The sequence below is a fragment of the Motilimonas sp. E26 genome (genome assembly GCF_021278025.1).
Classification (GTDB): domain Bacteria; phylum Pseudomonadota; class Gammaproteobacteria; order Enterobacterales; family CBDFNC01; genus Motilimonas.
Genome location: NZ_JAIBHJ010000001.1, coordinates 284,628 through 307,849 on the forward strand (window position 1 = coordinate 284,628; position 23,222 = coordinate 307,849).

Consider the following 23,222-nt stretch of genomic DNA (forward strand, 5'->3'; position numbering starts at 1 on the left):
GGTTACCTTTGGTATGTATATTCAGGTGATACAACTATTAAAAACAAGCAATAAGCAACTTGATATTCCACATCATATTTAGATGCCCAATCAAACACCCTTAACAGCTCTTGTTTTAATCCTTCGCTCATTTGTTCACTCAGAAACACTTGGTTGTAGTATTCAACTAGCGCTGTGGCTCCCTGTTGCTCAAGTATCTGCACATGTGGCAATAAATTAACCAGTATTTGATCGCCTGTAGGTTGATCCTTAGTACTAGCAATCCGCCAAACCAGACTTGAGTAATGATGATTAAGCAAGCCTATACTAGCGACGCTGTTAGCAATTTGCGCTTCCGGCGCCACAAGATCTGAACCAGCTAAGGTTAACGGCTGATAATCTGGACGGTAAAAGTTAAAGACCGAAGGCGATCCCAATGGTACTTGCCCATGAGAGGAAGCCAAATCCCAGGTTAAAAAATAACCTGATTCACTATACGCATTAAGCTCTCGCCATAACTGCATCGTTTGTAACAACGGCTCTTTCAACTTGCCGAAATCTTCTGGGGATTGACTTAAATCACGCGCTTCTTCATCCATTAAAATAGCGTAAACAACCGCTTTCAAATCGCCGCGCACACCTTGTCCGTTATCGTTGAATACTCGTGCTACCCGAGCAACATAATTTGGACTGGGATTTGAGCTAGTTAAGCGTTGGATCAATTGTTTACCGATAAATGGGCCAACATTTTCATGATGAAATAAATTATCGAGTCCAAGTTTTAATGCGTTTTCTGGCCCTTCATTTGCAGCCACAGTTACGTCGTTAAGTAAGGTTTTTTCGAATTCTGAATGATATTTAGGCCAAACTTGCATCGGCTTTAGGTAATCTTTTTGCGGATATTTCCAGCTTGTAGTATCAGCAAAAGTCCAGCCAGTGAAGATCCGTGCAAAACCTTCTATTTGAGATTGGTCATAAGTGGCAATTGTGTTGCCTTTACTGTCTCTTTTTGGCGTACCGTCAAGGTTCAGCTGTTCTAGGCCAATAGTAAATAGCTGCATCACTTCCCGCGCATAGTTTTCATCTGGACGAATATTAAGCTCAACATTCGCTTTCTCATTACCTAAATGACTTAAATAAGTCCCCATCACTGGTGATAATGTCACAGCTTCAAGCAAATCACGATAATTGCCAAAACTATGTGTAAGCAGCAAATCATAATAATTAAGCATCCCCTCCGGCTTGCTGCGTAAATTATTACCGGTATCTGACACGACAAAAATTTGGCTTAGGGCAAATGCCACGCGTTGTCGAAGCTGATCGGGCGCGCTGAGACTTGCTCGCCACCATGTATCAATTCGGTTGATATAACCTGCTTGATCTTTACCAGGGCTAAACTTAAGTAATGGCAAATGGTAGGTGATTGGCTGGCTAAACTGGTCATGAATCCAAGCGTGAGCAGATAGCTTACTCGCTGCGGTAATTTCAGCACCTGTTGGTCCCATCGTGCCTTGATGTAACAAGCGACTTGCCTGTGCCACGCTCATTTGCGGATAGATAATTGGCGTTTCAACTACCTGATCCGGCGGAGTTTTACCATCTGGCTGTGAGATAGGCGGTCGCGATTGATCGCCTTCGTAACCTGGTGATTTACCTTCATTGCTTGAGCCACCACCACAAGCGCCTAGCATTAACATACTGGCGAGTAAAATCATCGCCTTACCTTGAATCATTAGCAGCTCCGCTTACCCAGCTTAATCGTAAGGGAAAGGATTCTATGCATTATTTTCTAACTGGTCTGTTAGCTGTAACATAAAACTTACTATTTAATAACAAGTCATGTGCGGCATCTCTCAAACGGCGAAATAAGCATGGGCGATGAATGTTGTGAAAATCGAATGTCTAGCGGCTAGGCTGGACGAGCCATATTGACTCTCCAGCCTTATCGTTAAATAAGTAAATAAAACGAGCCTGATTACCCGATTCAATTAATGATTTGTCACGATTAAAGTCTTCAGACCATGACGTTTGACACGCCACGACTTCGATGTTCCTTAAACTCAAACAACCTCCAAATGAGCCAACGTCGATTTTGTGGGCAATGAAATACCTTAGCGAATTTAGCGTTACGGTTTTCCTTTGTCTTCGACTTCTTCCAACTTAACCATAAAGCCAAAATAAAATGAAACACACGCGATGAACGTTTGCCAGATTAACGCAAAGCAATATTTGATAGGACTAGAATTAATTGAGACATATCGTTCAACCCCAGCACTGGTGTATTCATAACCACCTTCAAACAGCATGCGGATCACCACAAAGGAGAAAGCAACAAACAAAATTCGAGCAACCCAACGCATTTTTCGATCAATTTTCATACATATAGCCTTAAATCAAAATCCCGCTAGCTTGCTGGACAACTTTCTAATGATGGCTTTGCCATCGTTATTCAGCCAGTACCCTTGGCCAAATAACTGCGCCGCAAGCCCTGTGAACAACCAAGCCTGAAAAAACAAGGAGCCAACCAACATAGGGATGGCTAAAGCCTGTAATAGATTAATCACCGACTGAACCTTAAAGCATTGATCACACCACGCGTCGGTATATGGGAATGCCCCAGGAGCGTGGCGCAAGTGGCCTTGCTGATCGCAGATATTACAAACACCACAGTAGCCCTTTTTAACACCTTGTTCAATCAAGGTTTCTGGAGACTGCTGCCAGAGTGAGCAATAGCAGCCTCGATCTTTTCGTTTCAAATTAAGTGTCCGTTAATAGTTTGCCTAAAGTGGTTCTAACCGCTTTAAGCAAAACCCATATAACCTATCCTACTTAGCCGTTTAGGCTATCACCAAGGCAGCTTTCCCGTTTCTAAGCAAATGTAATCTCTGGGTTCAGCTTGTCTTGTTTAACCAAATGAACCTATTTTTCAGCCGACTGAGCAGGTGTCATATACGCATCAGGCGAGGCCATGTCGGTCAATATCTTGGCGAGCAACATTTTAGAGCCGATGCCGGGATCGTCAAATTAGTGGCTAAAGTCATTTCAATGGCTTAAGCATACTGATTTAATGGCGAACTCTTCGCCTGCCAAATTACCTTAGCAAGCTCATTTGCTAAGGTAATCGCCTAGTGACGTGGGCAACTTCGCCTAACACGAATGACAGAGGGATCTACAATAATGGAAATTCGAGCCGCCACTTTATCGGATTTAGACGCGCTGTTATGGTTAAGCCATCAAATAGGCGCTTTACACTTTGAACAGGCTCGTAGCCAATAAACGAAGGGAATATATGGAATTAGCGGCTTTGTTAGACACGTTAGATAATCAACTGCATGAGTTAGAAGAACTGGTATTGACCAGCGCCATAGTGCAAGCCCATACCTTCGCTTTACCTGTGTATGGCAAAGAACAACATACCATTCCTGATGTCATCCCTGTAGAAGCCAGCAGCGGCGAGCCAGCTCGGCAACTTGGTTGGCGCAGGATTAAAAATTACAGTGGCGATCCTAATAGCAATCTTAAAATAACGCGCAAAGCAGCAGGGTTTATTTGGCTGGATTGTGAGCCAGCTAAACTTGCGCTGTTGTGCGAGCAGGTCAATCAAACCAAAGGCGAAATTAAAACCTTTTTAGCCAAGCAGAAAAACCGTCATGTACGTTTTAATCTGGTACATGATTTACGGCCATGCGCGATCACGTTACAGATATTGCGCAAAATTCATTATTGTACCGACCCCCTGACCAGCATTCGTTTTAGTTGGGCCACAAAAACCAGTAATGTGCGCTCAAAAACAGATAAAGCCATTAACTTGGTCGAGCAAGAGCGTCAGCAAACCATGGATGAGGTAGCACAAGCTAACGTCAATGTGCTAGTCAATCAAATCGCCAGTGACAGAAGCAAAGAAGTCGCCTTTCGCCGACGTCTTGCTCCTACTCCTGTGATCCATCTGCGTTATTTAAATAAGCCAGAGCACCTATCCAGTAAAACCCAGCAGCTCACTAATGGCATTCCAATTTTAATCGCTGGTAAGCCCGATGCGCTTAAACAAATCGGCTCGCTTAATCACTTTAATAATCACGCGCAGAAAAAGCCGAGCTATAAGGATGAAAGTGTCATCATTAAACCCTAACAACCCCTAATCGAAAAAATCCTTAATATACACGGGATCCTTCAGTTTGAAGTGGCTTGGGGATAGGGTATACTTTGCGCCCCCAAAGTTGTGGATGTACTTATGCAAGCTGAAATTGGTCTTTTTGACTACCCTAAATTCCGACCTGATCTGAAACCAGCCCCTTTCTTACCTATGTCAAAACGGGAAATGAAACAGCTAGGCTGGGACAGTTGTGACGTTATCCTCGTCACGGGCGATGCATATGTTGATCATCCTAGCTTCGGCATGGCCGTGATTGGCCGTATGCTTGAATCACAAGGCTTTCGTGTGGGCATTATTGCCCAGCCTGACTGGAGCAGCAAAGACGCTTTTATGGCGCTAGGTCGGCCAAATTTATTTTTCGGGATCACCGCCGGGAACATGGACTCGATGATCAACCGTTACACCGCAGACCGAAAACTGCGTAGCGATGATGCCTACACCCCGAATAACGAAGGCGGTAAACGCCCTGATCGCGCCGTGTTAATCTATTCACAGCGTTGCCGCGAAGCCTATAAAGAAATACCACTGGTACTGGGCGGCATTGAAGCCAGCCTGCGCCGTATTGCTCATTACGATTATTGGTCGGATAAGATCCGTCGCAGCGTACTGCCCGATGCCAAAGGCAATATTTTGTTATTTGGTAACGCCGAGCGCGCCCTCGTTGAAGTGGCACATCGCTTAGGCAAAGGTGAATCGATTAATGATCTAACCCGCATTCGTGGCACCGCCGTGATGTTAAAAGAAGTCCCAGAAGATTTCAAAGTGGTGGACTCATCGCGCATTGACAAGCCAGGCAAAGCCATGGTCATGAGCAATCCATATCAAGTTGAGCCAGAGTGCAGCACAGGGCAAAATCCCGCAGAAGAGCCAGCCAAACCTATTCGTATTCAAACCTCACGCCACGATGCCAAAAACACCGTAGTGCGCTTGCCTTCTTTTGAAAAGCTGCGCAACGATAGGATCCTTTATGCCCACGCCAGCCGTGTCATGCACCTTGAAACCAACCCTTGGTCGGGTCGCGCCTTGGTACAACAACATGCCGAGCGTGAGCTTTGGGTAAACCAAGCGCCCATTCCATTAACCACCGAGGAAATGGACGGTGTTTTTGGTTTTCCTTACGCCCGTGTACCACATCCGAGTTATGGCAAAGCAAAAATCCCTGCTTATGAGATGATCAAAACCTCGGTCAACATCATGCGCGGCTGCTTTGGCGGTTGTTCATTTTGCAGCATCACTGAGCATGAAGGCCGCGTGATCCAAAACCGCTCGCAAGAGTCGATCATTAAAGAAATGGAAGACATTCGCGATAAAGTGCCAGGCTTTACCGGCACCATTTCCGACTTAGGTGGACCCACGGCGAACATGTATCGCCTAGGCTGCTCTGATCCCAAAGCCGAGATCAACTGCCGTCGTCCGTCTTGCGTGTTCCCAAAAATTTGTGAAAAACTCAATACCGATCACCAACACACCATTGAACTATACCGTGAAGCGCGCAAGGTAAAAGGGGTGAAAAACGTGATGATCGCCTCGGGGGTACGTTACGATCTGGCCATTGAATCACCGGAATATGTCAAAGAGCTGGTGACCCACCACGTCGGTGGCTACTTAAAAATTGCTCCGGAGCATACCGAAAAAGGCACGCTGGATCAGATGATGAAGCCAGGCATGGGCGCGTATGACAAATTCAAAGAAATGTTTGAAAAATACAGCCGTGAAGCGGGTAAAAAACAGTACTTAATCCCCTACTTTATTGCCGCCCATCCGGGTTGCAGTGATGAAGACATGCTGAATTTAGCGCTGTGGCTTAAACAAAATGAATTTGAATGTGATCAGGTACAAAATTTCTACCCATCACCTATGTGTAATGCCACCGCCATGTATCACTCGGAAACCAGTCCGCTGTCACGGGTGAAATACAAAAAACGTAAAGAGTTATATGTCGCCAAGGGCGACCGCCAACGTCGCTTACACAAAGCCTTGTTACGCTATCACGACCCTCTTAATTGGCCAATTATTCGCGAAGCGCTAAAAGAGATGGGCAAAGCAAACCTAATTGGTGAACGCCCTGATTGTTTGATCCCATCCGCCGAAGCCGAGCACATCAACGTGCGCGGTACGCGTCGCCAATCGGGTCGCCACGGCAGCAACCGTTTTGCGACTAAGCACCCTAACCAGCCAGATATTCGCAAAGACGGCACCACCAATGGTCGAAATGCTAAAAAACCAAAAGGCGCAACCATTAGCCCTACGCATAAACCAAAAGCCGCTGGTAAATCGGCAGGTAAGCCCAGTAACAATGGCAAGCCAGCAGGCAGCCGCGCTAATCCGGGCAATAAACCCAGCGCAGCAAGTAAACGCAAGCCGAGTAAACCGTCTCGCCAAGGGCGCTAAAAGCCCTTAAATTAAGCCATTAGCTATACAATGCCCCGTCAATACGGGGTATTTTTTTAGCTGATAAATCACTCTTTCTGTTTTAAATAACCCGAATTCAAGATAAGCGAAATAGTATGTTTTTCCAGCAAAAACGCGGTAAATATGTCCCTATACGCTTTACGTTTTCATCCCTGAAAACGAAATTTTGCCGTAAAAACATACTGTATTTGGCTACGGCAGGTTTAAGCAGAGCTGAGATTAATTAAGTCATTCAGCTAAACTAAGCCTTAATCACATAACAAAAAAAGGTAGAATTATGGGTTTCACAGCCAGCATATACGTGTCACTGCTTGTTAGCTTCAGTGCTTGTTTTAGCGCCAATGCCACCATTAACTTAACGGATCTTGCTAACAATGGTGTTAAAAACTGGGCGCCCGAGGTGTTTTCAGGCCAAACAAATTACAGCGTGCAACCATATAAAGGCCGTTTAGCGCTAAAAGCGGTCAGTCATAATGCAGCTTCCGGCCTAGTGTTAAAGCAGCAAATTGATCTGTTAGAAACGCCCTACCTGAATTGGAGCTGGCTAGCAGAAAAAGCCCTGCCAGTATTAGATGAGCGCAACAAAAGTGGCGATGATTATATCGCCCGTATTTATTTGGTGATCGAAGGCGGTTTATTCGTCTGGCGCACTAAATCCATTAGCTATGTATGGTCAAGTAACCAAGCAAAAGGGCAAGTTTGGAACAATGCTTATGCTGGGTCGAACCTAAAAATGATCGCGCTGCGCGGCCAAGAGGATCCCCTTGGCCAGTGGCATCAAGAGCGGCGTAACATCTATCAAGACTTAATCACTCATTTTGGTGACAAAGGCAGTGATAAAGCGAATCGCAAAGCCTATCGCTACATCGACGTGATTGCCATTATGACCGACACCGACAATAGCGCCAGCCAAGCCGAGTCTTACTATGGTGAAATTACCCTATCAGATTAAAGCCAACACCCTTTTACTGACCCTCATTTTAAAGCATCCCACTCTACTCCCCCTTTAGCAAATTGTGACTAAGTGGTCTTTATTAACACTGACAATATGCATCATATTGCTTATCCGAGTTAAAATCGCTAAGGTTTCTGCCTATTATTTATTTGTTTATGGAAATATCATGCGCCAGCTTTTACTTAGTGTTATCACCCTTAACCTTATCGCTTGTGGCGGCGGGGGCAGCGATAGCTCGCCCTCTTCAGCTTCAACGCCAACGATTGCGCCTTCTCAACCTCCGACCACACAGCCTAACCAGCCCCCCGCGCCTAAAACTGTAACAATAAATATAAAAGCCGTGCCCGATACGGGTGGCACCATCATCGTAACGCCAAGCAAAGCGAGTTATGAAGTGGGTGAAACGGTAAAAATAGAAACAAAAGCCAAACCTGGCTATTTGTTCAATGGATTTAACTCAAATCAAGTTCAAAGTAGTGAAATAACGCTTACGCAGAGCTTGGTTTTACTAGGTGAGTTTATTGAAGATAATCAAACAGTTGTTACTGTCGCTAACAATGAAGAGCTACACCGCACTTTTGCGGAAGCTAACCAACAAGGTGGGCATTATCTGATTTTGTTAGAAGATGGAGAATACCAACTTAACAATACTTTCGTTGTCGATGCCGCCAATATCACCTTACGAGGCAAGTCTGGTGACTATAACAAGGCAAAAATTGCCGGCCCTAAATACAACAATATGTTTTTAGTGCGTGCTAGCCACTTTAAAATTGAATACCTGACCATTGGCGGTGCACCACTTCGCGATCAGGGCTTTGTACGTAACCATATCGTCCAGATCCAAGGCGAGCGTAATGCCGATTATTTCACTTTACGTCACAGTCGCATCATCGACTCGCAAGAGCAGATGGTCAAAGTATCAACCGACAGTAACAATCCCGATATAGCCTCGGATTATGGCCTGATTGAGCACAATATTTTTGAGTTCACAACTGGCCAGGCACTGTGGTGGTACACAGGAGGAATTGATGCCCATCGCGCACATCATTGGATTGTGCGTAATAACACCTTTAAAAATATCCACAATAACAACCCAGCAGCGGGAGAAAACCCTGATTTAACCGAAGGAGCCATCCATTTTTGGTCGAACTCGAAAGGCACGTTAATTGAGAACAACGTCATAATTAACTGTGACAGAGGGATAATGTTAGGGCTAGGTACTAGCGGTCATTATGATGGCGTTGTCCGTAACAACTTTATTGTTACCAACAAAGACGTCGGTATCTACCTATCTCACGCCAGTAATACGCAGGTTTACAACAACACCGTCTGGCTCAATAGTCAATATGCCAATGCCATTGAATATCGCTTCGCTGATTCAATTAACAACCAAATCAGCAATAACCTGACTAATGGACAAATAAAGCAAAGAAATTCAGGCCAAGCACAGCTAAGTAGCAACGTAGTGCAAGCACAATCAACTTGGTTTACAGACATAAACAGCGGTGATTTACACCTCAAAGCTCCCATTGCGGAAGTGCTGGGTAAAGGTGATAACATCAGCGGGTTAACCCACGATATTGACGGTGATCCGCGCGTGTTAAACAAGATTGATATCGGTGCCGATCAAACCTCTTTTTAACCCGCGGTTAGGCTAAGTTCAATCTGCGTCTGAGATGGGCCGATTATATTGACAATGCCAGCACGTTTCAAAGCTGGCATCGTTTTCTTCATCACATTCACGGCAAAACCAACTCGGTTGTTCCTTCGCGTGGGTGATGTCATGCACTAACTGCTTGGCTCGCTCGAGCTTGCCTTCTTGGGTGATCCAAAGCTCTGGCCAACAGTCAAAGATTGCCAACTCACCCATGCCACCTTGGCTAAATTCATTTTTTAAGAGAGTTTCAATCCCTGCTTGTTCAAGTAAGTTTTTCACATTATTAACTAATAAACGGTTTTCATGGGTGTAAATAAGCTTCATTGATCCTGCCTTAATCCACTTTAAGCTTGCCAGCACTTGGCTAGACATCTTATTTTATGTTGCTAAACTGCTCGCAATCATAGCAGCGAATAAGAAATAAAAATGATAGAACGCCAAGAAACTAAGCAACGCATGAGCAGAATTGTAAAACACAATGGCACCATTTATCTTTGTGGCCAAGTGTGTGCTGACGCCAGTAAAGACATTACCGAGCAAACCCAAACCATGCTCGACAAAGTTGAAACGCTACTGCTGCAATCTGGCAGTGACAAACAGCATATGCTTTCGGCCACTATCTACCTTAAAACCATGGATGATTTTGCCGCTATGAATGCAGTATGGGACAACTGGGTTGAGCCAGGTTATGCCCCCGCTCGCGCGTGTGTCACTGCGAACATGGCACGTGAGGCATTGCTGGTTGAAATTTCAGTCATTGCGGCTGAAATTTCTAAGTAAACCGAGTTCTGGATAAGCACAACTGAGGTTAGATAACAATTAGCTTTCTCCTAACGAGAGCCATTGGAGAAAGCCATTGATCGCTAATGTCACCTACCGCGCGGCAACAACAAATGGTCTTACTCAAGTATGTCCAAATGAACAAGAAACAACGAGCATTAACGATTAATTGAACGAGCTATGCGCGTATAGGTATGTCTGATGCCTCTTATGACAACGCTGTAGGCCTGAATGTTTTCAGGCAACGCAATCCCCATATAACCAGTATCGCCTATATGGTGTAAATCGGCTCCCGCCATTTTACTCATTAGCGCTATCTGTCTGATTGTACTTACGTCTGCGCCTTCTTGGGAGGTGCCAATCGCCGTCATTGCCATTACCTTGTGTTGATGCGCGACATTAATGAGCTCGCTCACATAATCTTGGCTCATCCCTGGCACGGTTCCCGGTGCCGGAACAAGAATAATGTCGGCACCATTTTTTGCAAATCGACTGACATCTTCACCGGTAATGATTTTTGCGCCACTTTCACTCACCACCCCTGCCCCGTGCATCTTTCCTGTGATGATAACCAGCTTATCGCCAACGGCAGAGTGGATCTGTTGTAAAGCATGGCTAATAGCACGGTTACTGACGCCATTATTGGGGTTTCCGGTGATCACAATAAACCGCACGCCCATATCATAAAGCTTTTGTGCGTTCTCGGCATTTGCCACACGGCCACTGCTCATCTGCCAAATTTCATCATGCTGCTGAGCAAATTCAGGGTCGACGGCCTCTAAATTAACCCCTATCACCCTGCCAGTTAGCCGCTTTAATTCGGTGATGAGATCAGTCGGCGCAATATTCTCAGGCATACCATTAATGACTGGGTTTTCTGCATCAAACATATTAAGCAGCAATAAATCTGCCCCCTGAGAAGCGGCTAACTCAGCATTGGTAACTTGCGTTAATAAAGGCGAGGTAATCACAATGTTTTCACTCACCAACACTCGCCCTTCGCTTGCTTTAATGGCATAAAGCAGCTCATTTTTGTCTAAGGCATTTAGCTCGGAAGCGCTACAGTCTAATAGTCGTTTATGCATTGTTTACATCCTCATGCGCGATAAATTTAAGGGTAAAATAAAATCAGGTAAGAGATACATTAGCCTTATCCGCCTAGCGTTTGATGCTGGGCTATTCTCCCTGTGGCAACCTAGGTTGACATTGGTCACGAAACATTAATGTATAGGTAACTGGCAATACGATAAGTGTTAACACTGACGCAAAGCCTAAACCAAAAATAATAGTAATAGCCATTGAGCCGAAGAAAGCATCGTTTAACAAAGGCAGCATGCCAAGCATGGTCGTTATCGCTGCCATTAATACCGGCCGAACCCGACTGATAGTTGAGTCAATAACCGCTTGGAATGCCAGTTTGCCTTCACTTAACTCTAAATTAATCTGATCAACTAGCACGATACCATTTTTAATGATCATCCCATTTAGGCTTAATATGCCAAGCATCGCCATAAAAGAAAATGGCGCGTCAAATAACAATAAACCCGACGCCACGCCGATCATTGCCAACGGCACTGTAAACCATATCACGAATGTTTGCTTAATCGAGTTAAACAAGATCACTGTGATGATAAACATCGCGAGAAACCCTAATGGAATTGAACCAAACACCCCAGCTTCAGCTTCTTTGGAAATTTCACGCTCGCCGCCCCATTCAAAGCCATAACCGGCTGGTAATTCAATCGCTTCTATATCCGCCTTTATCTTATTAAGTACAGAGTCTGATGTTTCACCTTGGCCATTCACGGGATCAGCCAGTACCGAAATAACACGTTTTCGGTCACGGCGCATAATCAATGGGTTTTCCCATTCAGTTTCAAAGTTAGAAACAACTTGAGTAATAGGTACAAAAGTATTGTTGTCTGAGCTCCATACTTGTATTTCAGAAATACTATCTACGTTTAGCCTTTCGCTAGCTGGCGCTCTGGCGATGATAGGTAAAAGATGGCTATTATCTCGATAGGTACCAATCCTTTTTCCGCTAAAGTTCACCAGTAATGCATCATCTAAATCTTGTTTACTGATCCCTACTTCTCTGGCTTGCGCTAAAGATATCTGCGGACGAATCAATGTGGATTGATTACGCCAATTATGACGTACACCGACAGCGGTGGGCTCGGCATTAAATATCGCGCTAGCTTGCGCCGCCAGTTCGCGTAACACCTTAGGATCATCGCCAAAAAATCGAGCTTCAAGTTTAGCCGCAGGCGCGGGACCATTTTCCATATATTTAAAACGATACTGAGCTTGTGGGTATGTGAAACTCAAGTCATTTTCTAATGTCCGCATAAACTTATTAAGTGCTGTTAAATCAGCCATCTCAATAATTATTTGGCCATAAGCGCTGTAGCCTTTTTCAGGCATGTAAGACAAATTAAAGCGTTGTGCGCCTTGACCAATCACGGACGATAAATTGACTAAACCAATATCATTGCGAGTTTGTTGCTGCATAATATCGCTCTCAATACGCGATATATGCTGCTCTGTTGCTCTGATATCTGTGCCTTCAGGCATCCACACATCGACAAAGAAAATCGGGGTATTTGAAGCAGGGAAAAAAACTTGCTTGACCTGACCAAAACCAATCACGGCCAACACCAATGCCACCATGACGAGGGATAGTGTGACCCAACGAAACCTCATGGCGAGGGTTAATACCTGACGGAAAACCGTAAACAAAATCCCCTTGTATGGGTCGCTTTCGTCTCCTTTGTTAACAATGCCGTCCTTAAAAAGCAGATGACAGAAAAAAGGCGTTAACGTCATCGCGGTGATCCAGCTGATAAAGAGTGAAATTAATAGCACTTGAAATAATGAACGACAAAATTCACCCGTGGCAGTATCGGTTAAACCAATGGGTGCAAACGCCATGATGGCAATAATCGTTGCCCCCAATAGCGGCCATTGTGTTTGCGAAACCACTTGCTTCGCTGTTTCCAAACGACTTTTACCGCGTTTGATCCCAATGAGAATGCCTTCGGTAACAACAATAGCATTATCAACCAGCATACCAAGTGCAATGATCAGGGCGCCTAATGAGATTATTTGTAACTCAATATTGAGTATATTCATCACAATAAAGGTACCTAGGATCGTGAGTAATAATACTACTCCCATCAGCAACCCTGATCGCAGTCCCATAAAGATGAGCAAAACAACAATCACTATACCAATAGATTCGGCTAAATTAATTAAAAAGCCACGCACGGTTTCATCAACAATTTTGCTTTGATCGTACACAGTGGTAAGCGCCATACCCATTGGCAATTCACTATTAAGCGCTATCATTCGCGCATTGACAGCGGCGCCAACATCAACAACATTTACCCCACTAGAAAAGGCGATCCCCACTGACAACGCTTGATTGCCAGCGGAGTGATAAATATTAGCAGGCTGCTCTTGGGTATCCTTGTAAATTTCAGCTATATCGCCAAGATAGATGAGCTTATCACTGCTAGGCGGGCTAATAAGTAAACGCTCCATTTGCGCTAAGTTATCAAATTCCCCTGTTGGATGGAGACGAATACGATGATTACCAACACGGGCACTCCCCGCGTTTGAAACCACATTCTGACGTTGAAGCATGCTATAGATATAATCTTGGTCAAGGCCAAGCGCATTAAGCTTTTGCTGAGAAATTTCGACCACGACCTGATCCATCACCTTGCCTGCGATAGTGACTTTTTTTACGCCTTTAATCAGTACCAATTCGCGTCTTAAAAAATCAGCATAATTTTGCAATTCTCGATCACTGTAGCCCTGACCAGTCAGGTTTAACAAAATGCCATAAACATCACCGAAATCATCTATTACTTTTGGCGTCATCACCCCTTGCGGCAAAGTGTCCGACATATCATTTACTTTTCGACGCACTTCATCCCATATTTGCGGAAGTTCATCGGGTCCAAAATGTGCGGCCATTTCAATTTCTATTTGCGACAAGCCAGCACTGTTGACCGAAGTAATATGTTTTACTCCCTCCAGCTGCTGTAATGCGTCTTCAATGGGCAGCGTCACCTCTTCCTCGACCTGCTCTGGAGACGCACCAGGATAAGCGGTGACAACCAATGCCTGTTTGATCGTAAACTCAGGAAATTCTAACTGACCTAATTGAAAAAATGATACGGTTCCACCAACGAGCAGTAGCAAAGTAAACATCCAACTGATCACTTTGTGCGTAATAGAATATTCGGCAAAATTCATCCATTATACCTCGTTCTAGTAACATAACGGCTTAACTGCAAGTTGCTGCATGGTGAGCTAAAGTGCTGGCTAAACAGCGAGTAGAGAAGTGCAAAACGAATAGATAACATTCACTACACCCCTCGCTGTCTGCGCAGGGGCTTAACATTTAAGCCTTCCGCTAAAAATTGCACACCTGCAACCACCACTTTGTCTCCAGCTCTCACACCATGAGTCACTTCAATGCCCTTATTGGTTACCTTGCCTAGGCTTACTTGGCGTGAATTAACCGTGCCGCTACTTGTATCAAAAATCCATACCACACTCTTGCCGTCATGGTCGCGTTTCATGATCGCGTTAACAGGTAAAATGGCTGCCACAGTACTTGATTGGCTTGCTGGTATATCCATGATCACTTCAGCACTCATGCCAGGCAGCACGGCCATGTCTTCTGGTTGAGGCAAAGTAAACACCACCTCATAGCTTTGCGTACCAGGCGTAATTTGCGAGGAATATTCTTTCAGCTTCACCGGCAACGTTAAGTCTGGGTTGATCGCAAACCTTACACTTGCCTGACCTTGCGCATTGACTTTAAAGTGTTGGAGGTTGTTAACAAAAGACTCGGGAACTTGGATTTTCACATCAAGGTATTGCCCTTCTTGTAATACTAAAATGGATTGACCTGCCTGCACCATTTGATAATTATCCACGAGAACCTTAGCCACTATGCCCTCATAAGGGGCGATTAAATTGGTGTAACTTAGTTGGTCTTGTGCGCTGGCTAAACTGGCTCTTGCAGACTTAACTTGCGCTTTAGCCAAATCGTAATCAGCTTGAGAAATCAGTTTTCGGCGTAATAACTGGTCTTTACGCTTAAAGTCGGCAGCTGCTAATTGATAATCCGCCTCGCGATGCAAGAGCGTATTACGCGCATCACGGTTATCTAAACGCGCCAAAACCGTGCCTTTCGTCACGGTATCCCCTTCGTGTAATGAAAGGTCAACAAGATGGCCAGATAGCCTAAATGCTAACTTAGCCTGCTTAGTTGCAGCCACTTTAGCTGGAAACACCCGTGTTAAATCCGCACTGCGGTCGGTTATTTCAAGTAATTTGACTGGCCTTACCGTGGCTGTTGTCATTTCAAGGGACTCAGCACTGCAACCTATTAATAGTGCCCCTAAAACAATGAGTGAAACATTAGTCAGTAAACGTCTCATAATATTAACTCCATAAATATTGCTAAATCGTCTAGCGTTGAGTTAACGATATCAGTCATTAAAGTTGACAAAAACGGAATCAAATGGAACCGATAGTTCCATAAAATGAGACAAAATAAGCTTGAACTCAGTGATTTTTATGTAAAACTGTTAACACTTAAACAAGTGGCTTAGTACGCACGAGTGGTTAAATAACCTCAGTATTCCCTAAACCGGTTACAACTAAGTAACAGTATGTTTTACGCAAAGTTTCGTTTTTAGGGGCGAAAACACTAAGCATATCGAGGTATATGCATAGGTTATGCAGGAAAGCCTACTATTTCGCTTATCCAAGAGTCGGGTGATGTCATGAAAACGGAAGATATTGCACTGTTTCACCGCATTGTAGAAACCGGTAGTTTAGTTGAGGCTGCTGATATTCTTAACTTACCAAAATCGACTTTAAGCCGCCGTTTACAAGCGCTGGAGGATGAACTGAACGTGAAGTTATTTCATCGTCAAAGCCGTGCTATGTCTCTAACAGCATCCGGTAGCCATTTTTACAGTAAAACGACACCTCTGTTAGCAGCGTTAGAGCAAACTCGAACGGAGTTAACAGGGCATAAATCCGACGTATCAGGACACTTACGCATATTAATTGTGCCTGTTCCCGAACAGCTGTGGATCACACGGGTGATTTTTGACTTTATGGATCAAAACCCAGAGCTGTCAGTTGAGCTAATCGTCAGTGCTGAACCACAAAATATGATCCGTAATAACATCGATTTAGCTTTTTTACTCGAAGACACATTCAATGAAACTGAGATGGTTGCGCGGCATATATGTGACGAAAAAATACATTTCTACGCCAGCCCTGACTATATTAAAAATTCACCTGTCCCTATCTCGCTCGAAGAGCTGCCTAATCACAACTCTATCCTTTTTCGTTACCCTAATGGCCGAGTTTTTAATAACTTCCCTATCGGTGAAGACAAGGTGTTAACACTCAAAGGTAATTTATGTGTGAACAATCTTGAGGCCATCTTAGAAGCAACACTGACTGGGCGTGGTATATCTATGATGCCGCGGCCATACGTACAAGAGTTTATTGATAATGGCCAATTGATCATGCTATTTGAAGAAATAGGGCCATTTGAAGGCAAATGCTATCTTGTTTATCCATCTAGGCGTTTTATTAGTTTAGCCAGTCAACGCTTTATCGACTTTATGATGAATACGTTGGAGCAACACAAACAAAGTAACGCAGGTAATATTGGTATTGCTGCTCACGGCTTAATACACAGATGATGGGTAAAGTAGCGGCCATGCCTTTGGCCGCCAAATCAGAACAGTAACAGTAGCGTTTAGGTAAAAAGTACTTTACCGAGCACTCATTACTGCTAGCGTAAACTCACGTTAGCCTTTAAATAATTCTTTTTGCAATTGCTTGTTGTGAACTGAAGATAATACGAGCAAAGAACAAATTGCCCCCAGTAAGGCTAATCCCATGTCTGATTGCGTATCCCAAACATAGCCTTGTGTGCCGAGAAATGCTTCCGCATTCTCACCAGTAGCAATTGCTACCCACCATTCAACTAGCTCATAGAAGGCACTAAAGGCTAAGCAAATAGACACAATAATAACACTGCGCCAAAAATCACCATTGACGACATTTTTACGTATTAATATTTCTCTAGCCAGTAAAGCTGGCACAAAGCCTTGAAAGAAATGGCCGACCTTATCGTAATTGTTTCGCTCTGAGCCAAATAAGCCATCAAACAGCGGCACTTCAGCATAGGTGTAATGCCCACCAACCATCAGCACAACGCAATGCGCAAGAATAAAGAAGTATAGTATGGGAGTAAGCCTAAAAGACTGATAAGTAGCCGCTACTAATACTGCACCGATAATGGCCGGTAAAACTTCTAAAAACCAAGTGAATTGATCTTTTGGCTCTATGCCAGACCAAAACAAAACGGCTAAAAAGGTGAATGCCCAAAGATGTTTAATTTTTCTATCCTCTTACAATGTAACGATTAAGTGTTTATATAAGCACAAATATGTACCAACCTCTTATTAAACCTCGCCAGTGCGCTGTATTGGCTTTGATGGTGCAGTGGGACTCTCCGTATGTTTCATGATATCCCGAAGGTCGAATAGGCAAATGGGTAGTGGTACGGTTAATTTGGCCAACCAGTTAGCAGTCATTTCATCACTTCGTAGATTAATGGTGGCATAGCAAAACAGTTCGGCACGCGCGTCCAAATCAGACTTGAACATAGTGTTATGCCTGCTCTAAGCCTTTCAACGTACTTGGCACTATTATTTTATGAAATGGAGCAACGAAAAACATGTATATTTTCCCGAATACATTGTTCACATGAACCACAGTGGTTGCATGAACTGTCGCAGCGCCTCCTTCAGGTTCAACTAAAAAAGAAACTCGGACGTTAAGGTGTTTATCACAGTCTTCTAATACAACTTCATGATCCGTTATACTTACCAACGTAAAGATACCGACTCGTTCACCCACAACATATTCTGTACTGAGTTTTTTCTTGGGTACGTCTTGTAAACCACCCAAATGTTTCAAGCCGAGCTTGGAAACAATCCAATTTCTCATAGACATCAGAAATTCAATCCAAACAGGGGTTCTAGTAGCTATTTCAAGGAATACTTCAATAGCAGTTTGGTTGTTATATTTTATTCTTTTTGAAAAGCTATCAAAGAAATACGCCCCCTTTGAATACTCATTCAATATTGATTTATTGGGTATAGGCATAAACTCTCCTTCAAAATGCAATCGTGGTAGAGCCCCATCACTGGGCCGCCCCACACAGCTCCCGACTGGCGCTTCTGTTGCAACATAAGAATGCATCAAGCTTTTTGCTCTTCAATTATATATTCGCGCGTGTAAATCACGCGCCTAGAACCAATCTAAGTGAATACATCGTTTACTCATTTTTGGTCGAACAACTGCGTAATACATTAGCATCTTATTGAAATGACTCCAATTATAACTTCACCTAGCACTTCGCCTATTCAGCCATTTGTACAAACTGTGCAGCACATAACGATGCAGTTTTTTAGCGCCTGTTTGCAAATTTGGCAGGTGCTGTAAATTCCTTATGCCACTAGCGGTCACTGATTACGACTTTGCTTGCTAGCCCAATTAGCAAAACACCTGAGACGCCTTCAAGTGCTCGTGAGTATCGCTGAGAATTCGGACGACTAAAAACCCAGCTACCAACTGACGCATATAAAACATTGCACATTGTAGCGAGTGCGCTGAATAGCAAACCAAGCACTAGTAATTGCATAGAAGCAGAGCCTGTTGATGTATCAATGAACTGGGGCAGGAATGAAAGAAAGAACAGTGCTACCTTAGGGTTCAAAACACTAACGATTACACCTTGTACAAATACATTTTTATTGTCTTCAACGCTTTCACTAACCACGATTTTTCCGCCCCCTCGCCACATAGAAAGTAGCGACTGAACACCCAAATAGACTAGGTAAGCAGCGCCAAGCCATTTCACCGCACTAAAGGCAACCGCAGAGCTAAGGATTATCGCGGATAAACCCAATGCCGCAGCCAATGTATGAATAAAGTAGCCAACACCGAGTCCAATAGCCGCTTTAAACCCAGTTGCCAGCTTCCCCCTCATAGTGTTCGAAACGATGTAGATAACGTCTGGCCCTGGTATCATGTTGATAGCAAGACAAGCGACCACAAATAATAATAGTGAATTTACATCCATTTTCTTTCCTCCATGCTGAATGCCTTGTGACAATTGTGGTAGAGCGCTCCATAACTGGGCCGCCCCACACAGCACCGAACGTGCGCTTCCTTTACAACATAAGAACGCATCGAGCTTTTGGGGCCTCAGTTATATATATCACCACGCGTCTAGTACCAATCTAAGTGAATACATCGTTTACTCACTCTTAGTCGATCAACTGCGTAATACATTAGCATCTTATTGAATCATCAGCATTGTTTTCGGCCTGTTTGTATCCCTCTTGATCCCCTGCTCCCTGCCTATTACAGCATTGTCGATGATATAAGACACTAAGCAAGAAAGGGCGTAACGCCCTTTCTGTTTTCTTTACTGGATTATCTAAGAGAGGGGAATACTAGCCTGCCGGGTTTTCTCCGTGCGCCAAATGCTTACAACGCTGTTTTGGCTGAATCTGTTCAGGCTGAAGGGGTGCCTCTCCCGTGTCTGCACCTGACAACTTGGGCGATAAACCAAGTACAGCTAAGCCAGCCAGCGCGACAGCAGCCCCCGTCCAGATCACACTATGAAGACTATAACCAATATCCAGCATCAGCCCAGCAGCAAAGCTACCAAACATAATGCCAACGTTAATCACGGAGGCGTGCAAAGTGTTGATAAAAGCCCGTTGCCCCTGCGGTAATTCCATCAAACGGCTGACCAAAGCAGGGTTGAGGCTAATACCACAAAACCCCATGACAATCAGACAAATCACCGCTACCCAACTGCTCTCTACAAACAGGGCAAAGACCGAAAAAGTGCCAATGAGAATGAGCAACCCACTTATCAATGTTACTTTCGCGTGTTTCACCGCCAGCATAGCTACAACATGATTACCAGCCAACATGCATACCCCGTAGGCGAACAGCAGCCAGGTCACTGCATTTTCTGGTAAGCCTGCCAAATCGGTCAGGAGCGGCACGATAAAACTGAATGGTGCATACACCGCACCTATCACACAGAAACTGGTGGCAAACACCCACCATAAACGGCGATCAAGCACCCCTTTCAATTCCTGTTTGATCGGGTGTGGTGCTTCAGCCGGTAAGGAAGGAATGGCTTTAAGCGTGATCAGAGCACTGATTGTTCCAAGTGCCACCACCAGATAAAAACTCTCGCGCCAGCTCCATTGTTCAGCCACCACTTTTGCCAGCGGCAGACCAATAATCGTCCCGAGCATGATGCCAGCCAGCACCAATGCTACTGCGCGTAAGGTATCCTGAGGTGCCGTCATACGAGAGCAAAGGCCAATGGACACACCAAAGAAAGCACCAGCCACCATACCCGTGATGGCTCGCGCCACCATCAATTGACTATAATTTTGCGCCAGTGCGCCAAACAGCTCACCCAACAGGAAAATGACATACAAGCAAGCCAGAATGGTACGGGGCGGAAAGCGCGACAAAATCAGCATTAAGATCGGGCCACCGATCGCCATACTGGCAGCAAATGCCGACACCAGATATCCCACCTCCGCGATGGTAACCCCCAAGTCTGCGGCCAACTCTGGCATAAAGCCCAGCACCTGCAACTCGCAGGAAATCATAATAAAGATACCGAGGCTGAGTAAGTAAACCCCGGAAGGTAGACGAGATCGCATAATTTCATTCCATATAACGGTTAAGATTCACTCAGTATCATTTATGAAATATCATAAATAAATAATTAAAATTCATTTCAGTAATGATCTTATTCATGAATATTGACCTTAATGCCATCCGCCAGTTTGTTAAAGTCGCGGACCTGCGCAGCTTTACCCTTGCAGCAAGCCAGCTGGGGATCACCCAATCCGGAATTTCACGAGCGATTAGCCGATTAGAAAAGCAATTAGGGGTAAAATTGCTGCACCGTAATACTCGCAGCCTAAGCCTGACTGCAGACGGCGAATTGTTTCTCTCCCGAGTACGGCCATTGATCACTGGCCTGTCTGATGCACAGCACGAAATTCAACGCCACGGCTGCACCCCTAAAGGCACACTTAAAATCAGCGCCCCTTCAGCATTCGGCCGTGCCATCGTTATCCCGATGGTCAGCGAACTGTTAACCACCCACAAGCAGATGGATATTGAACTGGTGTTGACCGATCGCTTGGTCGATATCGTCGACGAAGGGTTTGACGCGGTGATCCGCAGCGGCCCGGTGGCGGATGCCAGAGTGATCGCCAGACAATTAGCACCGGCGCATTGGATAACCGTTGCCTCGGCAACCTACCTTGCCCGCCACGGCGTTCCTCAAACCCTTGCCGATCTGTCACAGCACAATTGTCTGCGGGTCAGATTGGCGACCAATGGTCAGATCAACCCGTGGCAGTTTAACCATAACGGCAAGGCAACCCGGCTAAATGTGAGCGGAAACTTGCTGCTTGATCATGGCGAGCCATTGGTAGACGCCGCAGTCAACGGCATCGGCATCGCCCAGCTATTAACCTTTTTTGTCCGTCCCTATCTGGCAAACGGTCGTTTGCAGCAAGTGTTGGCTCAATATGCCCCTACGCCGCAATCCCTCAATCTGCTTTACCCACCTTCGCGCCAGTATTCTGCCAAGTTGACGGTATTTCGCGATGCCTTAATGAAACATTGGAGCACCAGCCCGAAATAAAGGAGCCATAACGGTAAAACTCACTGATGCTGCCGCGGTGCTTTCCAGCGCCCGTTAGCAAATTTAGGAGGGAGCTGTAAATTCTGCTTATTGGCTGAAGTTGTACTTTGGTGCATTAAACTCATTGCTAGGCAGCAAAAATGGCAATATCAGTTTCAAGCTAACACCATCAAAACACGTCACGTTTTGTCAATATCACGGGTTGCAAAAGAGGTGCTAAAGCGACTGAAAACCAGTCCGACAACATGCGAATGCAAGACTATAAGCTTGCTATTTAGTTCCCATTGGGCTTAATTTTCTAGCATTTCTTTCAATAGTGATATCCAAAGCTTCACGAATGCGCTTTTCCCGTGTGTCGGGTTTTACAGCTTCACCAATCTTCCGGATTAAATAATTTCTTTTTCCAGGTGGAAGATCCATGAACTCATCTATCATTCCACTCGTCTCTAGGGTCTGTTGATCTTTCGTGATTGTTTTTGCAGCGAATTGTTGGGTATTTATACAAGGCAGCGCTTTTGTGGTGTAGCTAGCTACACGAAAAGGCGATAACGCAGTAGAAATACCCAACAAACGCTGTCCTAGGGATTCGGCTAAAAGCGTTTTGCCCATCGTTGAGCAGTATTTACTTAGAATGCTAAGCTACACACTGCTCGCCTTGCTCAAAACGCTTTTATCCCGAACAAAAATTAACCAGCAAAGATCAACAGACCCTAGCAATGCTAGTAAATCATTAGGAACATCTACGTCTTCAGGATCTAGAACTACGAAATCAAGTTTAATATGGTCGCCCGCTTTAGTTTTCGTGAGCTTACGAATTTTTGCTTTAATACGAATATAGTGCTTACCACCGCCAACCGGAAATAAGCTTACTTGAAATGACTCAGAATGATTAACACTAGCACGAACCAATACAGGCCCTTTAGTTCCAAGTGATTCTGTTATTTCAGAAGGCACACTAACAGCGCAGTAATCCATTCCCTCTGCCCAGTTCTCTAATGTCGCATAAAAACCAAACTGTTTTCCGATTAAAGAGCTATCTATCATAGGTAATTCTCAATTTCACAATCGTGCTAGAGCGGCCATTACTGGGCAGGCACGACACAGGTCCGGACGTGAGCTTATTTTAAAACACAAGACTGCATCGAGCTTTGGGCTCTTCCGTTATATTTTCACGCGTGTCAATCAACACGCACCTAGTGTCAGCCAAAGTGAATGAACCGCTTACTCATTCTTGGTCGCTCAACTTTGTCATAGACTAGCATTTTATTACAATTTCTCCAGCCGTAACAAACTGATAAGGATGATGTTTATCATTATCGCCCCTTACATAAATCCCCCTCGTCTTGAGAAAGTTACTCAGGCTAAACGCGGTTAAGGCCATTACAGCTATTTACTTAATATGAAAAGAGCTAAGATTGACGAGGCTCTGTACTTGTCCTCTACCCAAATATGGAGTGTCGGCTTCGAGACT

Annotated in this window: 21 protein-coding genes and 1 pseudogene; 8 read left to right on the forward strand and 14 right to left on the reverse strand. The window is 44.6% G+C overall.

Annotated elements, in window-relative coordinates:
* Positions 1-2: 2 nt before the first annotated feature.
* From K1M91_RS01160 to K1M91_RS01175, 4 genes are all read right to left on the reverse strand, one after another.
* Entirely contained in the window at positions 3-1,712 is a 1,710-nt protein-coding gene (locus K1M91_RS01160; RefSeq protein WP_232799719.1) for a DUF1800 domain-containing protein, read from the reverse strand.
* Positions 1,713-1,881: 169 nt separating this feature from the next.
* Complete coding sequence (locus K1M91_RS01165) at positions 1,882-2,043, reverse strand: hypothetical protein (RefSeq protein ID WP_232799720.1); 162 nt, start codon at positions 2,041-2,043, stop codon at positions 1,882-1,884.
* Between the two features lie 62 nt (positions 2,044-2,105).
* Positions 2,106-2,357: a hypothetical protein gene (locus tag K1M91_RS01170; RefSeq protein WP_232799721.1), complete on the reverse strand. Its 252-nt coding sequence runs from the start codon at positions 2,355-2,357 to the stop codon at positions 2,106-2,108.
* A gap of 15 nt (positions 2,358-2,372) precedes the next feature.
* The gene (locus tag K1M91_RS01175; RefSeq protein WP_232799722.1) at positions 2,373-2,735 is read right to left on the reverse strand and encodes a hypothetical protein; all 363 of its coding nucleotides are present in this window, start codon (positions 2,733-2,735) and stop codon (positions 2,373-2,375) included.
* A 533-nt stretch (positions 2,736-3,268) separates the two neighbouring features.
* On the opposite strand from K1M91_RS01175, the gene K1M91_RS01180 reads away from it, so the two are divergent.
* The 4 genes from K1M91_RS01180 to K1M91_RS01195 all read left to right on the forward strand — a co-directional run bounded on the left by K1M91_RS01180 (position 3,269) and on the right by K1M91_RS01195 (position 9,141).
* Positions 3,269-4,108 carry a DNA replication terminus site-binding protein gene (locus K1M91_RS01180; protein WP_232799723.1) on the forward strand — a complete coding sequence of 280 codons (840 nt, stop codon included), beginning with the start codon at positions 3,269-3,271 and terminating at the stop codon, positions 4,106-4,108.
* 102 nt (positions 4,109-4,210) lie between these two features.
* Positions 4,211-6,523: a YgiQ family radical SAM protein gene (locus K1M91_RS01185; protein WP_232799724.1), complete on the forward strand. Its 2,313-nt coding sequence runs from the start codon at positions 4,211-4,213 to the stop codon at positions 6,521-6,523.
* Positions 6,524-6,821: 298 nt separating this feature from the next.
* Complete coding sequence (locus K1M91_RS01190) at positions 6,822-7,496, forward strand: DUF3047 domain-containing protein (protein WP_232799725.1); 675 nt, start codon at positions 6,822-6,824, stop codon at positions 7,494-7,496.
* Positions 7,497-7,665: 169 nt separating this feature from the next.
* The gene (locus K1M91_RS01195; protein ID WP_232799726.1) at positions 7,666-9,141 is read left to right on the forward strand and encodes a right-handed parallel beta-helix repeat-containing protein; all 1,476 of its coding nucleotides are present in this window, start codon (positions 7,666-7,668) and stop codon (positions 9,139-9,141) included.
* Between the two features lie 18 nt (positions 9,142-9,159).
* On the opposite strand, the gene K1M91_RS01200 is transcribed toward K1M91_RS01195, so the two are convergent.
* Positions 9,160-9,480, reverse strand: a complete 321-nt coding sequence (locus K1M91_RS01200; RefSeq protein WP_232799727.1) for a DUF2007 domain-containing protein — start codon at positions 9,478-9,480, stop codon at positions 9,160-9,162.
* Positions 9,481-9,582: 102 nt separating this feature from the next.
* On the opposite strand from K1M91_RS01200, the gene K1M91_RS01205 reads away from it, so the two are divergent.
* Positions 9,583-9,936, forward strand: coding sequence for a RidA family protein (locus K1M91_RS01205; protein ID WP_232799728.1), 354 nt, complete (start codon positions 9,583-9,585; stop codon positions 9,934-9,936).
* A 158-nt stretch (positions 9,937-10,094) separates the two neighbouring features.
* Here K1M91_RS01205 and K1M91_RS01210 read toward each other — a convergent pair whose 3' ends face one another.
* The 3 genes from K1M91_RS01210 to K1M91_RS01220 form a co-directional block, all read right to left on the reverse strand.
* Positions 10,095-11,021 (reverse strand): haloacid dehalogenase-like hydrolase, encoded by a 927-nt coding sequence (locus K1M91_RS01210; protein WP_232799729.1) that lies wholly within the window; start codon positions 11,019-11,021, stop codon positions 10,095-10,097.
* Between the two features lie 91 nt (positions 11,022-11,112).
* Positions 11,113-14,199: an efflux RND transporter permease subunit gene (locus tag K1M91_RS01215; protein ID WP_232799730.1), complete on the reverse strand. Its 3,087-nt coding sequence runs from the start codon at positions 14,197-14,199 to the stop codon at positions 11,113-11,115.
* A 113-nt stretch (positions 14,200-14,312) separates the two neighbouring features.
* On the reverse strand, positions 14,313-15,395 hold the full coding sequence (locus K1M91_RS01220) for an efflux RND transporter periplasmic adaptor subunit (RefSeq protein ID WP_232799731.1): 1,083 nt from the start codon (positions 15,393-15,395) through the stop codon (positions 14,313-14,315).
* 348 nt (positions 15,396-15,743) lie between these two features.
* Here K1M91_RS01220 and K1M91_RS01225 point away from each other — a divergent pair, with 348 nt between their 5' ends.
* Positions 15,744-16,682, forward strand: coding sequence for a LysR family transcriptional regulator (locus K1M91_RS01225; protein WP_232799732.1), 939 nt, complete (start codon positions 15,744-15,746; stop codon positions 16,680-16,682).
* A 108-nt stretch (positions 16,683-16,790) separates the two neighbouring features.
* On the opposite strand, the gene K1M91_RS01230 is transcribed toward K1M91_RS01225, so the two are convergent.
* The 4 genes from K1M91_RS01230 to K1M91_RS01245 form a co-directional block, all read right to left on the reverse strand.
* Complete coding sequence (locus K1M91_RS01230; RefSeq protein WP_232799763.1) at positions 16,791-17,384, reverse strand: DUF2238 domain-containing protein; 594 nt, start codon at positions 17,382-17,384, stop codon at positions 16,791-16,793.
* Between the two features lie 274 nt (positions 17,385-17,658).
* A complete protein-coding gene (locus tag K1M91_RS01235) occupies positions 17,659-18,156 on the reverse strand; it encodes a DUF2867 domain-containing protein (protein ID WP_232799733.1) in 498 nt (165 codons plus the stop codon).
* Between the two features lie 352 nt (positions 18,157-18,508).
* Positions 18,509-19,135, reverse strand: coding sequence for a LysE family translocator (locus tag K1M91_RS01240; protein WP_232799734.1), 627 nt, complete (start codon positions 19,133-19,135; stop codon positions 18,509-18,511).
* A 376-nt stretch (positions 19,136-19,511) separates the two neighbouring features.
* Entirely contained in the window at positions 19,512-20,753 is a 1,242-nt protein-coding gene (locus tag K1M91_RS01245; protein WP_232799735.1) for an MFS transporter, read from the reverse strand.
* 95 nt (positions 20,754-20,848) lie between these two features.
* Between K1M91_RS01245 and K1M91_RS01250 the strand changes: the two genes are divergently transcribed.
* Positions 20,849-21,751 (forward strand): LysR family transcriptional regulator, encoded by a 903-nt coding sequence (locus K1M91_RS01250; protein WP_232799736.1) that lies wholly within the window; start codon positions 20,849-20,851, stop codon positions 21,749-21,751.
* An 87-nt stretch (positions 21,752-21,838) separates the two neighbouring features.
* Positions 21,839-21,982: pseudogene (locus K1M91_RS01255) on the forward strand (IS4 family transposase); the annotation flags it as partial.
* 39 nt (positions 21,983-22,021) lie between these two features.
* Here the strand turns inward: K1M91_RS01255 and K1M91_RS21500 are convergent.
* Together K1M91_RS21500 and K1M91_RS01270 are read right to left on the reverse strand one after the other, a co-directional pair.
* Positions 22,022-22,321, reverse strand: coding sequence for a YdeI/OmpD-associated family protein (locus tag K1M91_RS21500; protein ID WP_348983255.1), 300 nt, complete (start codon positions 22,319-22,321; stop codon positions 22,022-22,024).
* Positions 22,322-22,390: 69 nt separating this feature from the next.
* Positions 22,391-22,795, reverse strand: coding sequence for a DUF1905 domain-containing protein (locus K1M91_RS01270; protein ID WP_232799737.1), 405 nt, complete (start codon positions 22,793-22,795; stop codon positions 22,391-22,393).
* Between the last annotated feature and the right edge of the window lie 427 nt (positions 22,796-23,222).